Here is a 19518-nt window from a genome sequence, read left to right as displayed (position 1 = left end):
GTACTAAATCTAGAAAGGTAAAGATTTTCCCACGCTCTAGACCTTGTTCAACTCCCTCTGCTCGGCCTTGTTCAACTCCCTCTGCTCTAGCAGTTTCCAAGGCATAGTCCTGTGCTAACAAGGCTTGTTCTTCTCTCATACGTAGTTGACTAAACATTTTCCTGTCCTCCTCGGACCAGCTCTTATAGTCTAGCAGTTGGTCTGCCTGGCTAATAGCTCGCTCGGGTTGCTGGGTAAAGGGTTTGTTCCCAAAAAACTCTAGCCATGGTTTGCGAATGCTATCTTTGCTGGTTTCTCTGTATTTTTTAAGTTCCAAGAACGCCATCTTAACCAGATGGTTTTCTTGTCCATTATTTGTGATAGTTAATACCTCACCTGTCGTGTCCTCTCGCATGCTAAAGCTATGAAAAGCTAAATCATCTTGGAAATAATTGCTATCCACAATTGCGATAGCATATACTGGTGCGATGTGTTTGTAGCTCTGGTGTGTATCACCTTCACGTTGGCGAATTTTTTCAAGATTTTGATTGACCTGACTGCATAAGTAAGCCCACAAACGATTGATGAAAAAATTTTGATGATGAACTTGGATTTCGATAATAACCTGCGTGCCATTGTCCAACTCTGCCAAGACGTCTATACTGGTATAGAAATCCTGTGCCAAGTACGGCATAGAAGGCAAGACGTGAATATTACTTCCCTCTAAAATAGTTACATTTTTAGCTGGTAAGTCCAGCATATCGCGAATAAATTGACAAGTGATTTCTGGATTGCTAAAGATTTTCTTAGCTACCAAGTCATTGGTTGGGCTGATGCCCGGATGTCTGAGAATCATCCATTCCCTCCTTCTATTATACCATATTTTAAAATCTAATTTTGCTAGATTCGATGGTTCTATCTATTTATTCGGAAAAAAGAGGATAAATGAAATAGTAAATAAAAAAGAAGAACAGCGGATAAGCAATAAATTTTAAGATTATCTGTCTTCTCCGCTTATCTGATAATAAATAAGGTTCGCAATATAGCCTTTTCTCTCTACCCCATTTGCAACAGTCTTTAGATAGGACATTCCAGTCTTATCCATAACATGACCTGAAGCTGGGTTGAGACTGCCATATCGTGCTTTGACTTTTTGAAAATCTGCTTGAGTAAAACAGAAGTCTAAGATAGCTTTTAAGGCCTCTGTCATAAGACCACGACTCCAATAGTTTTTTCCTAAAACATAGCCAATTTCACAACTGGAATCATCCTCATTCATCTCAATGATGCTGCTATCTCCTATCACTTGCTCTGGGTTTTCTTTGAGGTAAATGGCTCATTTGTAATAGTTGGGATTGGCATAGGAAGCAACCCAATTACAAATCGAGTTTCGAGTGACCTCAACATCAGGATGGGGCTCCCAAGTAACATAGGTCAGATTCTCAGCAGACGAAGCCCAATTTTGAAACATGGCTTCCGCATCACTCTCCACAAATCTTCTCAAGATTAAACGGTTTGTCTGTAATATTTGCGTACCTATTGCTTTCATGATGTTAGCTCGCTTTCTGGTGTGTGATTCTCTATTCAATCTCCATTGAAACTATAGTATATTGAGATAAACTGTAGACAAATCAACTGTGGCATTCACATTAATTTCTAAAAATACTTTAGAAGTTGATTGGTACTATTCTAGATTCAATTTATTAGACTTTCAGTCAGTAGGTTTGAAGAAATAAAATCTAAATTCACTTTCTATATTATACTCAATGAAAATCAAAGAGCGAACTAGGAAACTAGCCGTAGGTTGCTCAAAGCACTGCTTTGAGGTTGTAGATAAGACTGACCAAGTCAGTTACATATATAATCCAATGCGACGTTGACGTGGTTTGAAGAGATTTTCGAAGAGTATTACCCTTCTTTCTTGCAATGCTTTTCTAGATATGCTACAGTTGTGATAGCGATTACAAAATAAAAGGAGTATATTATGAAAAATCCAGCTTTATTAGAAGAAATCAAGACTTATAAAGGACGGGATGAGGTTCCAGAAGACTTTGATGCTTTCTGGGATGAGGAGGTGAAAAAAGTTTCAACTCTTCCAGCCTACCACTTGGAGGAAAGAAATTTCCACATTCCTCAAGTCAAGTGCTATGAGTTAACGTTTGAAGGAACCAATGAAGGCAAGGTCTATGCGCGCGTCGTTCTTCCAAAAAGTGAGGAGAAGGTTCCACTAATCTTCCATTTCCATGGTTATATGGGACGTGGCTGGGACTGGGCTGACATGCTGGCCTTCACCGTTGCTGGTTATGGTGTTGTTTCCATGGATGTGCGGGGACAGTCAGGTTATTCGCAAGACGGTTTGCGTTCTCCTTTAGGAAATACGGTTAAGGGACATATTGTCCGTGGGGCTGTGGAAGGTCGGGATCATCTCTTTTATAAGGATGTTTATCTGGACATTTACCAGTTGGTTGAAATTATTGCTAGTCTACCTCAGGTTGATGAGGAGCGTCTTTCTAGCTATGGTGCTTCACAAGGAGGGGCTCTAGCCTTGGTTGCGGCAGCGCTCAATCCTCGGATTCAGAAAACTGTTGCCATCTATCCTTTCTTGTCAGACTTCAGACGAGTACTTGAGATTGGTAATACTAGCGAGGCTTACGACGAACTTTTCCGTTATTTCAAGTTTCACGACCCCTTCCATGAAACTGAGGAGGACATCATGGCGACCCTTGCCTATATCGATGTGAAAAATCTTGCCCATCGTATCCAAGGTGAGGTTAAGATGATTACGGGCTTGGACGACGATGTTTGCTATCCTATTACCCAGTTTGCGATTTACAATCGTTTGACCTGCGATAAGGCCTATCGCATCATGCCAGAGTATGCTCATGAAGCTATGAATGTTTTTGTCAATGACCAAGTCTACAACTGGCTCTGTGGCAGTGAGATTTCTTTTAAATATGTGAAGTGATGAATGAGAGAGCCCAGGAGCTCTCTTTTTTGTAGTTTAATAAGAATGATTTAAAATAGATGACTCTCTGAAACTACTTTCAGAAACAGCTGTTCTATAAAATACTTTTGAAACTGAAATCTATTCTATCACAAAGTATTGAAAGCGCTTAATAAATGATATATAATGACCTCATAAGAACAAGGAAAAGGAGGAAAGAGGATGCCACAGATTACTAAAGAAGCTTTGATTGCACAAATCAAAGATGGAATCATCGTTTCTTGTCAGGCCCTTCCTCACGAACCGCTCTATACAGAAGCGGGAGGAGTCATTCCATTGCTGGTCAAAGCGGCTGAGCAAGGTGGAGCAGTCGGTATCCGAGCAAATAGTGTTCGCGATATCAAGGAAATCAAGGAGGTTACAAACCTTCCAATCATTGGGATAATAAAACGAGATTATCCACCGCAAGAACCCTTCATCACTGCTACTATGAAAGAAGTTGATGAACTGGCAGAACTGGACATCGAGGTCATTGCTCTGGATTGTACCAAGCGTGAACGCTATGATGGTTTGGAGATTCAAGAGTTCATTCGTCAGGTTAAGGAAAAATATCCTAACCAGCTCTTGATGGCTGATACAAGTACTTTCGAGGAAGGATTGGCAGCCGTTGAAGCAGGAATTGACTTTGTCGGAACAACCTTATCAGGATACACATCTTACAGTCCTAAAGTGGATGGTCCCGATTTTGAATTGATCAAAAAACTCTGTGATGCTGGTGTAGATGTCATTGCAGAAGGAAAAATTCATACACCAGAACAAGCCAAACAAATCCTAGGATATGGAGTGCGAGGTATTGTTGTTGGTGGCGCTATTACTAGACCAAAAGAGATTACAGAACGCTTTGTTGCTGGTCTCAAATAAGATGTAAGGGGGAATTTTATGTTTAAAGTTTTACAAAAAGTTGGAAAAGCTTTTATGTTACCTATAGCTATACTTCCTGCAGCAGGTCTACTTTTGGGGATTGGTGGTGCACTTTCAAACCCAACCACGATAGCAACTTATCCAATACTAGACAATAGTTTTTTTCAATCAATATTCCAAGTAATGAGCTCTGCAGGAGAGGTTGTATTCAGTAATTTATCACTACTTCTCTGTGTGGGATTATGTATTGGCTTAGCGAAACGAGATAAAGGAACCGCTGCGCTAGCAGGAGTAACTGGTTACTTAGTTATGACTGCAACGATTAAAGCTCTGGTAAAACTTTTTATGGCAGAAGGATCTGCAATTGATACTGGAGTTATTGGAGCATTAGTTGTCGGAATAGTTGCCGTATATTTGCACAATCGATATAACAATATTCAATTACCTTCCGCTTTAGGATTCTTTGGGGGTTCACGCTTCGTTCCTATTGTTACATCGTTCTCTTCTATCTTAATTGGCTTTGTCTTCTTTGTTATTTGGCCACCTTTTCAACAACTTCTTGTTTCTACAGGTGGATATATTTCTCAGGCGGGTCCAATTGGAACTTTTCTATATGGATTTTTAATGAGACTTTCTGGAGCAGTAGGCTTACATCATATGATTTACCCTATGTTTTGGTATACTGAACTTGGTGGTGTTGAAACTGTTGCAGGACAAACAGTGGTTGGAGCTCAAAAAATATTTTTTGCTCAATTAGCCGACCCGACTCATTCTGGATTATTTACAGAAGGAACAAGGTTTTTTGCAGGTCGTTTCTCAACAATGATGTTCGGTTTACCGGCTGCCTGTTTAGCGATGTACCATAGTGTTCCTAAAAATCGTCGTAAAAAATACGCGGGTCTGTTTTTTGGAGTTGCTTTAACATCTTTTATTACCGGTATTACAGAACCAATTGAATTTATGTTTCTATTTGTCAGTCCGGTTCTATATGTTGTACACGCATTCCTTGATGGTGTCAGCTTCTTTATTGCAGACGTCTTAAATATTTCAATAGGAAACACATTCTCAGGAGGTGTAATCGATTTTACTTTATTTGGAATTTTGCAGGGGAACGCTAAAACGAATTGGGTTCTTCAGATTCCATTTGGACTTATTTGGAGTGTTCTGTATTATATTGTTTTTAGATGGTTCATTACTCAATTCAACGTTCTAACGCCAGGACGAGGAGAAGAAGTAGATTCTAAAGAAATTTCTGAATCCACAGATTCAACTTCAAATACTGCAGATCATTTAAAACAGGATAGCCTACAAATTATCAGAGCGTTGGGTGGATCAAATAATATAGAAGATGTAGATGCTTGTGTGACACGTTTACGTGTAGCTGTAAAAGAAGTTCATCAAGTTGATAAAGCACTTTTAAAACAAATTGGTGCAGTTGATGTCTTAGAAGTGAAGGGTGGTATTCAAGCAATATATGGAGCAAAAGCAATCTTATATAAAAATAGTATTAATGAAATTTTAGGTGTAGATGATTAATACTCAATGAAAATCAAAGAGCAAACTGGGAAGCTAGGCGCAGGCTATACTTGAGTACGCCAAGGCGAAGCTGGCATGGTTTGAAGAGATTTTCGAAGAGTATAAGTACTTACTGACTTAATAAAAAGCAGAGGAGAGTGGTGGATGCATCGGATGAAATGAAAACGCATACAAATACAATCTTACTCATTATCCAATATGGATACGCTTATTACATAGGAGAATACAGATGAAATTTAGAAAATTAGCTTGTACAGTACTTGCGGGTGCTGCGGTTCTTGGTCTTGCTGCTTGTGGCAATTCTGGCGGAAGTAAAGATGCTGCCAAATCAGGTGGTGACGGTGCCAAAACAGAAATCACTTGGTGGGCATTCCCAGTATTTACCCAAGAAAAAACTGGTGACGGTGTTGGAACTTATGAAAAATCAATCATCGAAGCGTTTGAAAAAGCAAACCCAGATATAAAAGTGAAATTGGAAACCATCGACTTCAAGTCAGGTCCTGAAAAAATCACAACAGCCATCGAAGCAGGAACAGCTCCAGACGTACTTTTTGACGCACCAGGACGTATCATCCAATATGGTAAAAATGGTAAATTGGCTGACTTGAATGACCTCTTCACAGATGACTTTGTTAAAGATGTCAACAATGAAAACATTGTAAAAGCAAGTAAGGCTGGAGACAAAGCCTACATGTATCCAATTAGTTCAGCCCCATTCTACATGGCTATGAACAAGAAAATGTTGGAAGAAGCTGGAGTTGCAAACCTTGTAAAAGAAGGTTGGACAACTGATGATTTTGAAAAAGTTTTGAAAGCGCTTAAAGATAAAGGCTATACACCAGGTTCATTGTTCAGTTCTGGTCAAGGGGGAGACCAAGGAACACGTGCCTTCATCTCAAACCTTTACGGCGGTTCTGTAACAGATAAAGATGTAACAAAATATACAACTGATGATCCTAAATTCGTCAAAGGTCTTGAAAAAGCAGCTGGCTGGATCAAAGACGGTTTGTTGAACAACGGTTCACAATTTGACGGTGGAGCAGATATCCAAAACTTTGCCAACGGTCAAACATCTTACACAATCCTTTGGGCACCAGCTCAAAACGGTATCCAAGCTAAACTCTTGGAAGCAAGTAAAGTAGAAGTAGTAGAAGTACCATTCCCATCAGATTCAGGCAAACCAGCTCTTGAATACCTTGTAAACGGATTTGCAGTATTCAACAACAAAGACGACAAGAAAGTTGCAGCATCTAAGAAATTCGTTCAATTTATCGCGGATGACAAAGAATGGGGTCCAAAAGACGTTGTTCGTACGGGTGCCTTCCCAGTTCGTACTTCATTTGGCAAACTTTATGAAGACAAACGTATGGAAACAATCAGTGGTTGGACTAAATACTACTCACCATACTACAACACTATCAATGGTTTTGCTGAAATGAGAACACTTTGGTTCCCAATGTTGCAATCTGTATCAAATGGTGACGAAAAACCAGCGGATGCTTTGAAAGCCTTCACTGAAAAAGCTAACGAAACAATTAAAAAAGCTACAAAACAATAAGCACTAATACTCAATGAAAATCAAAGAGCAAACTAGGAAGCTAGCCGCAGGCTGTACTTAAGTACGGCAAGGCAACGCTGACGTGGTTTGAATTCGATTTTCGAAGAGTATAAATCAGATTGATTCCTCCCTTTTCCCCGTGCATAGTCTATGTAAGAAAAGGGAGGATTTTATTTGAAATGTAAGGAACTGTCACGAAATTAAAATGAAGTTCTTACATAAGCGAATCTTAAAAAATTTCATTTTGATTTTAAAACAGTTCAAGAAAATCCAAAATATTTTATTTGTGAAAGAGAGGTGCCGGCTGTGAAAGTCAATAAAATTCGTATGCGGGAAACAGTGATTTCCTACGCTTTCCTAGCACCAGTATTATTCTTCTTTGTCATCTTTGTATTGGCTCCTATGATTATGGGATTCATTACAAGTTTCTTTAACTACTCAATGACTAAATTTGAGTTTGTAGGCTTGGACAACTATGTTCGCATGTTTAAAGACCCTGTCTTTATGAAGTCTTTGATCAATACCGTGATTCTGGTTATTGGATCTGTACCAGTTGTTGTTCTATTCTCACTCTTTGTAGCATCTCAGACATATCATCAAAATGCCATTGCCAGATCCTTCTACCGTTTTGTCTTCTTCCTTCCTGTTGTAACAGGTAGTGTTGCCGTAACAGTTGTTTGGAAATGGATTTATGACCCACTATCAGGGATTTTAAACTTTGTCCTTAAGTCAAGTCACATCATCAGCCAAAACATTTCTTGGTTGGGAGATAAAAACTGGGCTTTGATGGCGATTATGATTATCCTTTTGACTACATCTGTTGGTCAGCCGATTATCCTTTATATCGCAGCGATGGGAAATATCGACAATTCATTGGTGGAAGCAGCTCGGGTTGACGGTGCGACTGAATTGCAAGTTTTCTGGAAGATTAAATGGCCTAGCCTCCTTCCAACAACTCTTTACATCGCAATCATTACAACAATCAACTCATTCCAGTGTTTCGCCTTGATTCAGTTGTTGACATCTGGTGGTCCAAACTACTCAACAAGTACACTTATGTACTACCTTTACGAAAAAGCCTTCCAATTGACAGAATACGGTTATGCAAACACTATCGGCGTCTTCTTGGCAGTGATGATCGCTATCGTAAGCTTTGTTCAATTTAAAGTACTTGGAAACGACGTAGAATACTAAAGAAAGGAGACAGCTATGCAATCTACACAAAAGAAACCTTTAACAGCTTTCACTGTTATTTCAACTATTATCTTGCTCTTGTTGACCGTGCTGTTCATCTTTCCATTCTACTGGATTTTGACAGGTGCCTTCAAGTCACAACCTGATACAATCGTTATTCCACCACAATGGTTCCCTAAAATGCCAACCATGGAAAACTTCCAACAACTTATGGTGCAAAACCCTGCCTTGCAGTGGATGTGGAACTCTGTATTTATCTCGCTAGTAACCATGTTCTTAGTCTGTGCGACCTCTTCTCTAGCAGGTTATGTATTGGCTAAAAAACGTTTCTATGGTCAACGCATTCTTTTTGCAATCTTTATTGCAGCCATGGCACTTCCAAAACAAGTTGTCCTTGTACCATTGGTACGTATCGTCAACTTCATGGGAATCCATGATACACTTTGGGCAGTTATCTTGCCTTTGATTGGATGGCCATTCGGGGTCTTCCTCATGAAACAGTTCAGTGAGAATATCCCTACAGAGTTGCTTGAATCAGCTAAAATCGACGGTTGTGGTGAGATTCGTACCTTCTGGAGCGTAGCATTCCCAATTGTGAAACCAGGATTTGCAGCCCTTGCAATCTTCACCTTCATCAATACTTGGAACGACTACTTCATGCAGTTGGTTATGTTGACTTCACGTAACAACTTGACCATCTCACTCGGTGTTGCGACTATGCAGGCTGAAATGGCAACCAACTATGGTTTGATTATGGCGGGTGCCGCTCTTGCAGCAGTTCCAATCGTAACAGTCTTCTTAGTCTTCCAAAAATCCTTCACTCAAGGTATTACTATGGGAGCTGTTAAAGGATAAGAAAAGTAAACAAGTATATCAAGATTGCGGAAGTGGTCTTGACATACTATGGAAATATAGAGGTTATAAGTGTCTACAAAATGTTGGGTATTTGCTTACCTTAGAGATTTTGTTAGACACTTATCAACTTAATTTATCATTTTAGTTAACTATCAGAAACGAAGGAAAGAGTATGATTTTTGACGATTTGAAAAACATCACCTTTTACAAAGGAATTCATCCCAATTTAGACAAGGCTATCGACTATCTCTACCAACATCGTAAAGATTCGTTCGAATTAGGAAAGTATGAGATTGACGGAGATAAAGTCTTTCTAGTTGTTCAGGAAAATGTCCTCAATCAAGCTGAAAATGATCAATTTGAGCATCATAAAAACTATGCAGATTTGCATTTGCTGGTAGAAGGACATGAATATTCGAGCTACGGTTCACGTATCAAAGACGAGGCAGTAGCATTCGACGAAGCAAGTGACATTGGCTTTGTTCATTGTCATGAACACTACCCACTCTTGTTGGGTTATCACAATTTTGCGATTTTCTTCCCAGGAGAACCGCACCAGCCGAATGGCTATGCAGGTATGGAAGAGAAGGTTCGCAAATATCTCTTTAAAATTTTGATTGATTAAAAAATCAGGAGGAGCAAACATGGCACAAAAAGGAGTAAGCCTTATCAAGGCAGCATTTGATACAGACAACTTTCTCATGCGTTTTAGTGAGAAGGTCTTGGATATCGTGACAGCCAATCTTCTTTTTGTCGTCACTTGTTTGCCCATCGTGACGATTGGAGTAGCTAAAATTAGCCTCTACGAGACTATGTTTGAGATTAAGAAGAGCAGACGTGTACCTGTCTTTAAAATCTATCTAAGAGCTTTCAAGGAAAATCTGAAACTAGGTCTTCAGTTAGGTCTGCTTGAGTTGGGCATTGTCTCATTAAGCCTTCTAGATCTCTATCTCTTCTGGGGTCAGACAGCTATGCCTTTCCAAATGGTGAAAGCTATTTGTCTAGGTATTCTTATCTTCCTCACTATCGTGATGTTGGCTAGCTATCCAATCGCTGCACGCTATGATTTGACTTGGAAAGAAGTCCTACAAAAAGGACTTATCTTGGCAAGTTTTAACTTTCCTTGGTTCTTCCTTATGTTAGCCATTCTCTTTCTCATTGTGATGGTTCTTTATCTGTCCGCCTTCAGTTTACTTTTAGGTGGTTCAGCCTTCCTGCTTTTTGGGTTTGGGCTCTTGGTCTTTCTCCAGACTGGATTGATGGAGAAAATTTTCGCAAAATACCAATAGGATGGCTTGTCTATGAAACTACTTTCAAGCCATAAACATTTCAAAATTCATATCGAAACTAAAATCTAAGTGTACACAAGATATTGAAAGCGTTTTTCATAAGGTGTATACTAAACACGTAAAGAATAAATCCTGCTTTTAGCAGAAAAAAGAAATCTTAGGAGAAAATCTATGTCAGATTTAAAAAAATACGAAGGTGTCATTCCAGCCTTCTACGCATGTTATGATGATCAAGGAGAAGTAAGTCCAGAGCGTACGCGTGCCTTGGTTCAATACTTCATTGATAAAGGTGTTCAAGGTCTTTATGTCAATGGTTCTTCTGGTGAATGTATCTACCAAAGCGTTGAAGACCGCAAGTTAATCTTGGAAGAAGTCATGGCAGTTGCCAAAGGTAAATTGACCATCATTGCTCACGTTGCTTGCAACAATACCAAAGATAGTATGGAACTTGCTCGTCATGCTGAAAGCTTGGGTGTAGATGCCATTGCAACGATTCCACCAATTTACTTCCGCTTGCCAGAATACTCAGTTGCTAAATATTGGAACGATATCAGTTCTGCAGCTCCAAACACAGACTACGTGATTTACAACATTCCTCAATTGGCAGGTGTTGCTCTGACTCCAAGTCTATACACAGAAATGTTGAAAAATCCTCGTGTTATCGGTGTTAAGAACTCTTCTATGCCAGTTCAAGATATCCAAACCTTTGTGAGCCTTGGTGGGGAAGACCATATCGTTTTCAACGGTCCAGATGAGCAGTTCTTAGGTGGTCGTCTCATGGGAGCTAAAGCTGGTATCGGTGGTACTTATGGTGCTATGCCAGAACTATTCTTGAAACTCAATCAGTTGATTGCTGACAAAGACTTGGAAAAAGCGCGTGAATTGCAATACGCTATCAATGCAATCATTGGCAAATTGACTGCTGCACATGGAAATATGTATGGTGTGATTAAGGAAGTCTTGAAAATCAATGAAGGACTTAACATTGGATCAGTTCGTTCACCATTGACACCAGTGACTGAAGAAGATCGCCCAGTTGTAGAAGCAGCTGCAGCCTTGATTCGTGAAACCAAGGAGCGCTTCCTCTAATCCATAAGGAGGTATTTATGACACACTACGTTGCAATTGATATCGGTGGAACCAACATCAAATATGGTTTGATCGACCAAGAAGGCCAACTTGTTGAATCGCATGAAATGCCAACAGAGGCGCATAAAGGTGGACCTCATATCTTACAAAAGACCAAAGATACTGTAGCTAGCTATTTAGAAAAAGGCCCAATAGCAGGTGTTGCCATTTCTTCTGCAGGAATGGTGGATCCAGACAAGGGTGAGATTTTCTATGCTGGGCCTCAGATTCCCAACTACGCAGGTACTCAGTTCAAGAAGGAAATCGAGACTAGCTTTAATATTCCTTGTGAGATTGAAAATGATGTCAACTGTGCAGGTCTTGCTGAAGCGGTATCTGGTTCAGGCAAGGGAGCGAGTGTGACACTTTGCTTGACCATTGGAACCGGTATCGGTGGCTGCTTGATTATGGATGGGAAAGTCTTCCATGGTTTTAGCAATTCAGCCTGCGAAGTCGGTTATATGCATATGCAGGATGGAGATTTCCAAGACTTGGCTTCTACGACAGCCTTGGTAGAGTATGTAGCAGCAGGTCATGGAGATCCAGTTGACCAGTGGAATGGCCGACGTATCTTTAAGGAAGCCACTGAAGGAAACAAAATCTGCATGGCTGGTATTGACCGGATGGTAGATTACCTAGGGAAAGGTTTGGCAAATATTTGCTACGTTGCTAATCCAGAAGTGGTTATTCTCGGTGGCGGTATCATGGGACAAGAGGCTATCCTCAAACCCAAGATTCGCACAGCCTTGAAAGATGCCTTGGTGCCAAGCCTAGCTGAAAAAACACGATTAGAATTTGCCCATCACCAAAATACAGCAGGTATGTTGGGAGCTTATTATCACTTTAAAACAAAACAATCCTAGTTTGGCTCAGCCAAACTAGGATTTTCTTACACGTTTTTGTCTACGATAGCCATTGAGTTTCTTATTTTCCCAATAGCTATTAAAGATTTTCTCCTTGCTTTCACGATTGATTTCCAAAAAATAGGCATAAATCAAATCGATAAAGAAGAGCATAGGAAGTTGAGCAGATATACGTTGAATGTAGGAAGGCTGACTGTGGCTAGCAACAAGAACGGTTTCTGTATAGGTCTGACTATCTTTATTGGGAACACTTGTAAAGAGTACAGTCTTTGCCCCCATCTCCTTAGCGTCTAATAGACTATCTAAAATAGAAGGTGTTGTGCCAGAAAGTGAGAAACCGAGTACGAGACAATTTTCATCCATAATACTGGTTGTCCAAGCAAAGCCGTCTTGATCAGTCAAGGCCTCGCAGACCACACCTAGACGCATAAAGCGCAATTTCATTTCACGAGCGACAAGGCCAGAACTACCTGTTCCAAAGAAGTAGACACGATCAGCACCTTCGATTAACTGGGCGATTCGTTCTAGTTGTTTTTCGTCAATCAAGTCCTGTGTTTGTTCTCGCATATTACTGTAGCTTCTAAGAACTCGTTTTGTCAGGGGGCTGTGGTCGGGATGTTGGCTAGCTTGATTATCTGCTTGGTGTTGGTATTGGAAAATAAATTCTCGATAACCTGTAAAACCACACTTTTTAGCAAAGCGGGTCAGAGCGGCTTGAGAGATATGTAATTTTTGAGTGACCTGCTGAGAAGATAAATCATCTGCAATGGTTTCAGATTGTAAAAAATAGCGAGCGATTTCTTGCTCTAGATCTGTTAACTCTTCAAAATGAAGATCAATAATGCTTGCGATATCTTGCGGGTTCATGATACTCCTTTATTTGAGTCTAGCTATTAATCGATAATTATTTTTTGTAGCTTTTGTAAATATTATATCATATAAAATAGTTATGTTTAAATAAAAAAACCATCAGAAACTAAATTAAAAAAGCTCACTTCTTTTCCATAATTTTCTTCTCAAATTGTGGTACAATGAAGAGTAAGATTTTAAATAGAAATGAGACTGACTTGTATGAGAAAATTTGATAGCCATTCGATTCCGATTCGGCTTAATTTATTGTTTTCAATTGTTATTTTGCTCTTTATGACCATCATTGGTCGCCTGCTTTACATGCAGGTTTTGAACAAAGATTTTTATGAGACAAAACTAGCATCGGCAAGTAAAACAAAGGTGACCACTAGTTCAGCCCGTGGACAAATCTACGATGCAACAGGGAAACCTCTCGTCGAAAACACCATCAAGCAAGTTGTATCTTTTACAAGGAACAACAAAATGACGGCTGCAGATTTGAAAGAAACAGCCAAGAAGTTGCTGGCTTATGTGGGAGTTTCTTCTCCAACATTGACTGATCGACAGTTAGCAGACTATTATCTAGCAGATCAAGATGTCTATAAGAAAGCAGTGGAAAGTTTACCACGTGAGAAGCGACTTGATTCTGATGGAAATCAATTATCTGAATCAGAGCTTTACAATAATACTGTTGAAAGTATCGATCCAAGTCAATTGACCTACTCGGATGACGAAAAGAAAGAAATTTACCTCTTTAGCCAACTTAATGCAGTTGAAAATTTTGCGACAGGGACCATTGCGACAGATTCCTTGACAGATACTCAGATTGCCTTGATAGCTTCGGCCTCTAAGAATTTACCTGGTATCAGTATTTCAACCTCGTGGGATCGAAAGGTCCTAGAGACTTCACTTTCGTCTATAGTAGGAAGTGTATCCAGTGAAAAAGCCGGTCTTCCAGCTGAAGAAGCAGATGCTTATATCAAAAAGGGTTATTCTCTAAATGACCGTGTTGGAACCTCTTATCTAGAAAAACAATATGAAGAAACCTTGCAAGGAAAACGCTCGGTGAAAGAAATCCATCTAGACAAGTATGGCAACATGGAAAGTGTCGAAAATATCGAAGATGGTACTAAAGGGAACAATATTAAACTAACCATTGATTTGGCCTTTCAAGATAGCGTGGACAATCTTCTTAAGAGTTATTTCAATTCTGAGTTAGGAAATGGAGGAGCCAAGTATTCAGAAGGTGTGTATGCAGTCGCCCTTAACCCAAAAACAGGTGCGGTTTTGTCTATGTCAGGGCTAAAACATGACTTGAAAACGGGAGATTTAACACCTGATTCCTTGGGAACAGTAACCAATGTCTTTGTCCCGGGTTCTGTTGTCAAGGCGGCGACCATCAGCTCTGGTTGGGAGAATGGAGTCTTATCAGGGAATCAGACCTTGACAGACCAACCGATTGTCTTCCAAGGTTCAGCTCCAATTAATTCTTGGTATACTCAAGCCTACGGTTCATTCCCGATTACAGCTGTGGAAGCCTTGGAGTATTCTTCTAATGCCTATATGGTTCAAACGGCTTTGGGCATTATGGGTCAGACCTATCAACCCAATATGTTTGTTTTAACTAACAATTTAGAATCCGCTATGGGGAAACTTCGTTCGACATTTGCTGAATATGGTCTTGGAGCCTCAACAGGCATTGACCTTCCAGATGAGTCAACTGGTTTTATACCAAAAGAGTATAATTTCGCTAATTACATTACCAATGCATTTGGTCAGTTTGATAACTACACCCCAATGCAATTGGCTCAGTACGTCGGCACTATTGCCAACAACGGTGTTCGGATTGCACCTCACATTGTCGAGGGTATTTATGGGAACAATGAACAAGGTGGTTTAGGAAACTTAATCCAATCTATTGATACCAAGGAAATGAATAAAATTAATATTTCTGAGTCTGATGTAGCCACTCTCCAACAAGGATTTTATCAAGTTTCTCACGGTGGAAGTTCTCTGACAACAGGTCGTGCCTTTTCAAATGGTGCAGCGGTATCCATTAGTGGGAAAACAGGTACCGCCGAAAGTTATGTTGAGGGTGGTCAAAAAGCCAACAATACCAATGCTGTGGCCTATGCACCATCAGATAATCCTCAAATCGCTGTAGCTGTTGTCTTCCCTCATAACACCAACCTTACAAATGGTGTCGGACCTTCCATTGCGCGCGATATTATCAACCTCTATAACCAACATCATCCAATGAATTAGAAAGAAACATATGCTTTATCCAACACCTATTGCTAAGCTAATTGACAGTTATTCTAAGTTACCGGGTATCGGGATTAAGACAGCTACACGTCTGGCCTTTTATACTATTGGAATGTCTGATGACGATGTCAATGAATTTGCTAAAAATCTCCTTTCTGCTAAGAGAGAGCTGACCTATTGTTCTATTTGTGGTCGTTTGACTGATGACGATCCTTGCTCTATCTGTACCGATCCAAGTCGTGATCAGACAACGATTTTAGTTCTTGAGGATAGTCGAGATGTGGCAGCCATGGAGAACATTCAAGAATACCATGGACTCTATCATGTTCTACACGGACTCATTTCTCCCATGAATGGTATCAGTCCGGACGATATCAATCTCAAGAGCCTGATGACTCGTCTGATGGATAGTGAAGTTTCAGAAGTGATTGTGGCGACCAATGCTACAGCAGATGGTGAAGCGACATCCATGTATCTTTCACGCTTGCTCAAGCCAGCTGGTATCAAGGTTACGCGTCTAGCACGAGGTCTAGCTGTGGGAGCGGACATTGAGTATGCGGATGAAGTGACGCTCTTACGAGCCATTGAAAATCGAACAGAGTTGTAAGTGGAGACAATTTAACAAACTCAATTTATTTATTTAAAAAATCAAGGAGACCGACATTTTTTATCGGTCTTTTTTTAGATTTCTTGAAGACTAGTATCAGGTTCAAGTTTCAAAAAAGAAGCAAATATGATATACTAAAGAGCGAGTATTCTAGTAGAATTAGGACAAATAATATGAAACAAACGATTATTCTTTTATACGGTGGACGTAGTGCAGAGCGTGAAGTCTCTGTTCTTTCAGCTGAGAGTGTGATGCGTGCGGTCAACTACGACCGTTTCACAGTCAAGACCTTCTTCATCAGCCAGTCAGGTGACTTTATTAAAACGCAAGAATTTAGCCAGACTCCAGGTCAAGAGGATTGTCTTATGACCAATGAAACCATTGATTGGGATAAGCAAGTTGCACCAAGTGCCATCTACGAAGAAGGGGCAGTGGTCTTTCCAGTTCTTCATGGTCCGATGGGAGAAGATGGCTCAGTTCAAGGATTCTTGGAAGTTTTGAAAATGCCTTATGTTGGTTGTAACATCTTGTCATCTAGCCTTGCCATGGATAAAATCACCACTAAGCGTGTCTTAGAATCTGTCGGGATTGCCCAAGTTCCTTATGTGGCCATTGTCGAAGGTGATGATGTGACTGCTAAAATTGCCGAAGTTGAAGAAAAATTGACTTATCCAGTCTTCACAAAACCATCAAACATGGGTTCAAGTGTCGGTATTTCTAAGTCTGAAAATCAAGAGGAACTTCGTCAAGCCTTGAAACTTGCCTTCCAATATGACAGCCGTGTCTTGGTAGAGCAAGGGGTAAATGCTCGTGAAATCGAGGTTGGTCTCTTGGGCAACTACGATGTCAAGAGTACGCTACCAGGAGAAGTAGTCAAGGATGTTGCCTTTTATGACTACGATGCCAAGTATATTGACAACAAGATTACCATGGATATCCCAGCTAAAATCAGTGATGATGTGGTAGCTGTCATGCGTCAGAATGCAGAAACTGCCTTCCGTGCCATTGGTGGTTTAGGTCTATCTCGTTGTGATTTCTTCTATACAGATAAGGGAGAGATTTTCCTAAACGAGCTCAATACCATGCCAGGTTTCACCCAGTGGTCTATGTACCCACTACTTTGGGACAATATGGGAATCAGCTACCCAGAACTAATCGAACGATTGGTTGATCTTGCCAAGGAAAGTTTTGACAAGCGCGAAGCGCATTTGCTATAAAATGAAAGAGAGGGTAGAAGCCAGAACCATCACTGCAAGGTGACTAGAGTTCTCGAGCTTCGACCCTTTTTAAAGGAGTAGAAATGAAATTAACAATCCATGAAGTGGCTCAAGTTGTAGGAGCTAAAAATGATATCAGCATCTTTGAAGACACCCAGTTAGAAAAAGCTGAGTTTGACAGTCGTTTGATTGCGACAGGAGATTTATTTGTCCCCCTCAAAGGTGCGCGTGACGGTCATGACTTTATCGAAACAGCTTTTGAAAATGGCGCTGCTGTAACCCTGTCTGAGAAAGAAATCGCAAATCATCCCTATATTCTAGTAGATGATGTCTTGACAGCCTTTCAAACCCTAGCTGCCTACTATCTTGAAAAAACAGCAGTTGATGTCTTTGCTGTTACAGGTTCAAATGGTAAAACAACAACCAAAGACATGTTGGCGCACCTGCTATCAACAACCTACAAAACTTACAAAACACAAGGTAACTACAATAATGAGATTGGCCTTCCCTACACAGTTCTCCATATGCCTGAAGGAACAGGAAAGTTGGTCTTGGAGATGGGACAGGATCACTTGGGAGATATTCATCTCTTGTCAGAATTGGCTCGTCCAAAAACAGCCATTGTGACCTTGGTTGGAGAAGCCCATTTGGCCTTTTTCAAAGACCGTTCTGAGATTGCTAAAGGAAAAATGCAAATTACAGACGGGATGGCACCTGATTCCTTGCTTTTAGTACCAGCTGACCCTATTATAGAGGACTACTTGCCAACTGATAAAAAGGTAGTTCGTTTTGGGCAAGGAGCAGAGCTGGAAATTACCGACTTGGTTGAGCGAAAGGATAGCTTGACCTTTAAGGCCAATTTCTTGGAGCAAGCCCTTGATTTGCCAGTGACTGGTAAGTACAATGCCACCAATGCTATGATTGCATCCTATGTTTCCCTACAAGAAGGAGTTTCAGAGGAGCAAATTCATCAGGCCTTCCAAAATCTTGAATTGACACGTAACCGTACCGAGTGGAAGAAAGCAGCTAATGGAGCAGATATCCTGTCAGATGTTTACAATGCCAATCCAACTGCTATGAAGCTGATTTTAGAGACTTTCTCTGCCATTCCATCCAATGAAGGTGGCAAGAAAATTGCAGTGTTGGCGGATATGAAGGAACTTGGTGACCAGTCTGTTCAGCTTCATAATCAGATGATTTTGAGTCTTTCCCCAGATGTGCTTGATACCGTTATTTTCTATGGAGAAGACATTGCTGAATTAGCCCAATTGGCCAGTCAAATGTTCCCAATCGGCCATGTTTACTACTTCAAGAAAACAGAAGACCAAGACCAATTTGAAGACCTAGTTAAGCAGGTCAAGGAAAGTCTAGGAGCTAATGACCAAATCTTGCTCAAAGGCTCTAACTCTATGAACCTAGCCAAGTTGGTAGAAAGTTTAGAAAATGAAGACAAGTGATTTTGTCAAACATTTACGTATTTCTAAATCCATTTTTCTTAAGTAGCATGGTATAATAAAATGCAGGAAAATTTTGAATCATGAGGAAGACTAGATGAATTTATGGGATATTTTCTTTACGACCCAAGCAACAGAGCCACCCAAATTTGACCTTTTTTGGTATGTCAGTATATTTACACTCTTGGCTTTGACCTTTTATACAGCCTATCGTTATCGTGAAAAGAAGGCTTATCAACGATTTTTCCAAATCTTGCAGGCAGTTCAGTTAATCCTTCTTTATGGATGGTACGGGGTTAATCATATGCCATTGTCAGAAAGCTTACCCTTTTACCATTGCCGTATGGCTATGTTTGTGGTGCTTTTGCTTCCTGGTCAGTCCAAATATCGGCAATATTTTGCATTACTAGGAACATTTGGGACATTAGCAGCCTTTGTTTATCCAGTGCCAGATCCTTATCCATTCCCGCATATTGCGATTTTATCCTTTATCTTTGGCCACTTAGCTCTCTTGGGGAACTCTCTAGTTTATCTATTGAGACAGTATAACGCGCGATTGCTGGATGTGAAGGGAATTTTTCTCATGACCTTTGCACTAAATGCCTTGATTTTTGTGGTCAATTTAGTAACAGGTGGAGATTACGGATTCTTGACAAAACCACCATTGGTTGGAGACCATGGCTTAGTAGCTAATTATTTAATCGTTTCCCTGGCCTTATCAGCAGCGATTACGTTAACAAAGAAAATCTTGGAACTATTTTTAGCACAAGAAACAGAAAAAATGATTGCAAAGAAAGCTTAGAAATGAGCTTTCTTTTTTTCATAAATCTGATTTTTGATAACTTGTTTGGAAAATAAA

Annotated in this window: 17 protein-coding genes and 1 pseudogene; 15 read left to right on the top strand and 3 right to left on the bottom strand. The window is 40.2% G+C overall.

The genetic code is table 11. The features are described 5' to 3' along the window. On the bottom strand, positions 1–835 hold an 835-nt coding region (locus ADJ60_RS10560; protein ID WP_049544869.1), incomplete at its 3' end, for an Rpn family recombination-promoting nuclease/putative transposase. Positions 836–976: 141 nt separating this feature from the next. Continuing rightward, positions 977–1528, bottom strand: a pseudogene (locus ADJ60_RS10555) (GNAT family N-acetyltransferase). A gap of 435 nt (positions 1529–1963) precedes the next feature. Between ADJ60_RS10555 and ADJ60_RS10550 the strand changes: the two are divergent. From ADJ60_RS10550 to ADJ60_RS10505, 10 genes are all read left to right on the top strand, one after another. Then, positions 1964–2944 (top strand): acetylxylan esterase, encoded by a 981-nt coding sequence (locus tag ADJ60_RS10550; protein ID WP_049544868.1) that lies wholly within the window; start codon positions 1964–1966, stop codon positions 2942–2944. 201 nt (positions 2945–3145) lie between these two features. After that, positions 3146–3844, top strand: coding sequence for an N-acetylmannosamine-6-phosphate 2-epimerase (locus ADJ60_RS10545; protein ID WP_001135679.1), 699 nt, complete (start codon positions 3146–3148; stop codon positions 3842–3844). 18 nt (positions 3845–3862) lie between these two features. After that, the gene (locus ADJ60_RS10540; protein WP_000477437.1) at positions 3863–5380 is read left to right on the top strand and encodes a PTS transporter subunit EIIC; all 1518 of its coding nucleotides are present in this window, start codon (positions 3863–3865) and stop codon (positions 5378–5380) included. 229 nt (positions 5381–5609) lie between these two features. Then, positions 5610–6938 (top strand): ABC transporter substrate-binding protein, encoded by a 1329-nt coding sequence (locus tag ADJ60_RS10535; protein ID WP_049544867.1) that lies wholly within the window; start codon positions 5610–5612, stop codon positions 6936–6938. Positions 6939–7265: 327 nt separating this feature from the next. After that, on the top strand, positions 7266–8132 hold the full coding sequence (locus ADJ60_RS10530; RefSeq protein ID WP_153198773.1) for a carbohydrate ABC transporter permease: 867 nt from the start codon (positions 7266–7268) through the stop codon (positions 8130–8132). A gap of 15 nt (positions 8133–8147) precedes the next feature. Continuing rightward, entirely contained in the window at positions 8148–8987 is an 840-nt protein-coding gene (locus ADJ60_RS10525; RefSeq protein WP_049521897.1) for a carbohydrate ABC transporter permease, read from the top strand. 172 nt (positions 8988–9159) lie between these two features. Beyond that, on the top strand, positions 9160–9612 hold the full coding sequence (locus tag ADJ60_RS10520) for a YhcH/YjgK/YiaL family protein (protein ID WP_000575448.1): 453 nt from the start codon (positions 9160–9162) through the stop codon (positions 9610–9612). 19 nt (positions 9613–9631) lie between these two features. Further along, positions 9632–10276, top strand: a complete 645-nt coding sequence (locus ADJ60_RS10515) for a YesL family protein (RefSeq protein WP_033684861.1) — start codon at positions 9632–9634, stop codon at positions 10274–10276. A gap of 171 nt (positions 10277–10447) precedes the next feature. Next, the gene (locus tag ADJ60_RS10510) at positions 10448–11365 is read left to right on the top strand and encodes a dihydrodipicolinate synthase family protein (RefSeq protein ID WP_049544866.1); all 918 of its coding nucleotides are present in this window, start codon (positions 10448–10450) and stop codon (positions 11363–11365) included. A gap of 17 nt (positions 11366–11382) precedes the next feature. Further along, positions 11383–12267: an ROK family protein gene (locus ADJ60_RS10505; RefSeq protein WP_049544865.1), complete on the top strand. Its 885-nt coding sequence runs from the start codon at positions 11383–11385 to the stop codon at positions 12265–12267. Between the two features lie 15 nt (positions 12268–12282). Here the strand turns inward: ADJ60_RS10505 and ADJ60_RS10500 are convergent, their stop codons facing one another. Next, positions 12283–13134: a MurR/RpiR family transcriptional regulator gene (locus tag ADJ60_RS10500; protein ID WP_049544864.1), complete on the bottom strand. Its 852-nt coding sequence runs from the start codon at positions 13132–13134 to the stop codon at positions 12283–12285. 189 nt (positions 13135–13323) lie between these two features. Here ADJ60_RS10500 and pbp2b point away from each other — a divergent pair, with 189 nt between their 5' ends. From pbp2b to ADJ60_RS10475, 5 genes are all read left to right on the top strand, one after another. Beyond that, entirely contained in the window at positions 13324–15381 is a 2058-nt protein-coding gene (pbp2b, locus tag ADJ60_RS10495) for a penicillin-binding protein PBP2B (protein WP_080983396.1), read from the top strand. A 10-nt stretch (positions 15382–15391) separates the two neighbouring features. Next, positions 15392–15988, top strand: a complete 597-nt coding sequence (recR, locus tag ADJ60_RS10490; protein ID WP_000966748.1) for a recombination mediator RecR — start codon at positions 15392–15394, stop codon at positions 15986–15988. A gap of 173 nt (positions 15989–16161) precedes the next feature. Beyond that, positions 16162–17205: a D-alanine--D-alanine ligase gene (locus ADJ60_RS10485; protein ID WP_049544862.1), complete on the top strand. Its 1044-nt coding sequence runs from the start codon at positions 16162–16164 to the stop codon at positions 17203–17205. A gap of 83 nt (positions 17206–17288) precedes the next feature. Then, complete coding sequence (locus ADJ60_RS10480) at positions 17289–18662, top strand: UDP-N-acetylmuramoyl-tripeptide--D-alanyl-D-alanine ligase (protein WP_049544861.1); 1374 nt, start codon at positions 17289–17291, stop codon at positions 18660–18662. A 94-nt stretch (positions 18663–18756) separates the two neighbouring features. Beyond that, positions 18757–19461 carry a TIGR02206 family membrane protein gene (locus ADJ60_RS10475; protein ID WP_049544860.1) on the top strand — a complete coding sequence of 235 codons (705 nt, stop codon included), beginning with the start codon at positions 18757–18759 and terminating at the stop codon, positions 19459–19461. Positions 19462–19518: the final 57 nt, after the last annotated feature.

Source organism: Streptococcus pseudopneumoniae (assembly GCF_001076775.1).
Lineage (GTDB): Bacteria > Bacillota > Bacilli > Lactobacillales > Streptococcaceae > Streptococcus > Streptococcus pseudopneumoniae_G.
The sequence above is the reverse complement of the archived record's forward strand: the minus strand, read 5'-3'. Positions and strand labels throughout refer to the sequence as shown.

Bases quoted from the DNA above. Each gene is read 5' to 3' on its own strand.
- ADJ60_RS10480 (WP_049544861.1), top strand. From the start codon at position 17,289: ATGAAATTAACAATCCATGAAGTGGCTCAAGTTGTAGGAGCTAAAAAT.
- pbp2b (WP_080983396.1), top strand. From the start codon at position 13,324: ATGAGACTGACTTGTATGAGAAAATTTGATAGCCATTCGATTCCGATT.
- ADJ60_RS10485 (WP_049544862.1), top strand. From the start codon at position 16,162: ATGAAACAAACGATTATTCTTTTATACGGTGGACGTAGTGCAGAGCGT.
- ADJ60_RS10530 (WP_153198773.1), top strand. From the start codon at position 7,266: ATGCGGGAAACAGTGATTTCCTACGCTTTCCTAGCACCAGTATTATTC.
- recR (WP_000966748.1), top strand. From the start codon at position 15,392: ATGCTTTATCCAACACCTATTGCTAAGCTAATTGACAGTTATTCTAAG.
- ADJ60_RS10505 (WP_049544865.1), top strand. From the start codon at position 11,383: ATGACACACTACGTTGCAATTGATATCGGTGGAACCAACATCAAATAT.
- ADJ60_RS10535 (WP_049544867.1), top strand. From the start codon at position 5,610: ATGAAATTTAGAAAATTAGCTTGTACAGTACTTGCGGGTGCTGCGGTT.
- ADJ60_RS10515 (WP_033684861.1), top strand. From the start codon at position 9,632: ATGGCACAAAAAGGAGTAAGCCTTATCAAGGCAGCATTTGATACAGAC.
- ADJ60_RS10550 (WP_049544868.1), top strand. From the start codon at position 1,964: ATGAAAAATCCAGCTTTATTAGAAGAAATCAAGACTTATAAAGGACGG.
- ADJ60_RS10525 (WP_049521897.1), top strand. From the start codon at position 8,148: ATGCAATCTACACAAAAGAAACCTTTAACAGCTTTCACTGTTATTTCA.
- ADJ60_RS10510 (WP_049544866.1), top strand. From the start codon at position 10,448: ATGTCAGATTTAAAAAAATACGAAGGTGTCATTCCAGCCTTCTACGCA.
- ADJ60_RS10540 (WP_000477437.1), top strand. From the start codon at position 3,863: ATGTTTAAAGTTTTACAAAAAGTTGGAAAAGCTTTTATGTTACCTATA.
- ADJ60_RS10500 (WP_049544864.1), bottom strand. From the start codon at position 13,134: ATGAACCCGCAAGATATCGCAAGCATTATTGATCTTCATTTTGAAGAG.
- ADJ60_RS10545 (WP_001135679.1), top strand. From the start codon at position 3,146: ATGCCACAGATTACTAAAGAAGCTTTGATTGCACAAATCAAAGATGGA.
- ADJ60_RS10475 (WP_049544860.1), top strand. From the start codon at position 18,757: ATGAATTTATGGGATATTTTCTTTACGACCCAAGCAACAGAGCCACCC.
- ADJ60_RS10520 (WP_000575448.1), top strand. From the start codon at position 9,160: ATGATTTTTGACGATTTGAAAAACATCACCTTTTACAAAGGAATTCAT.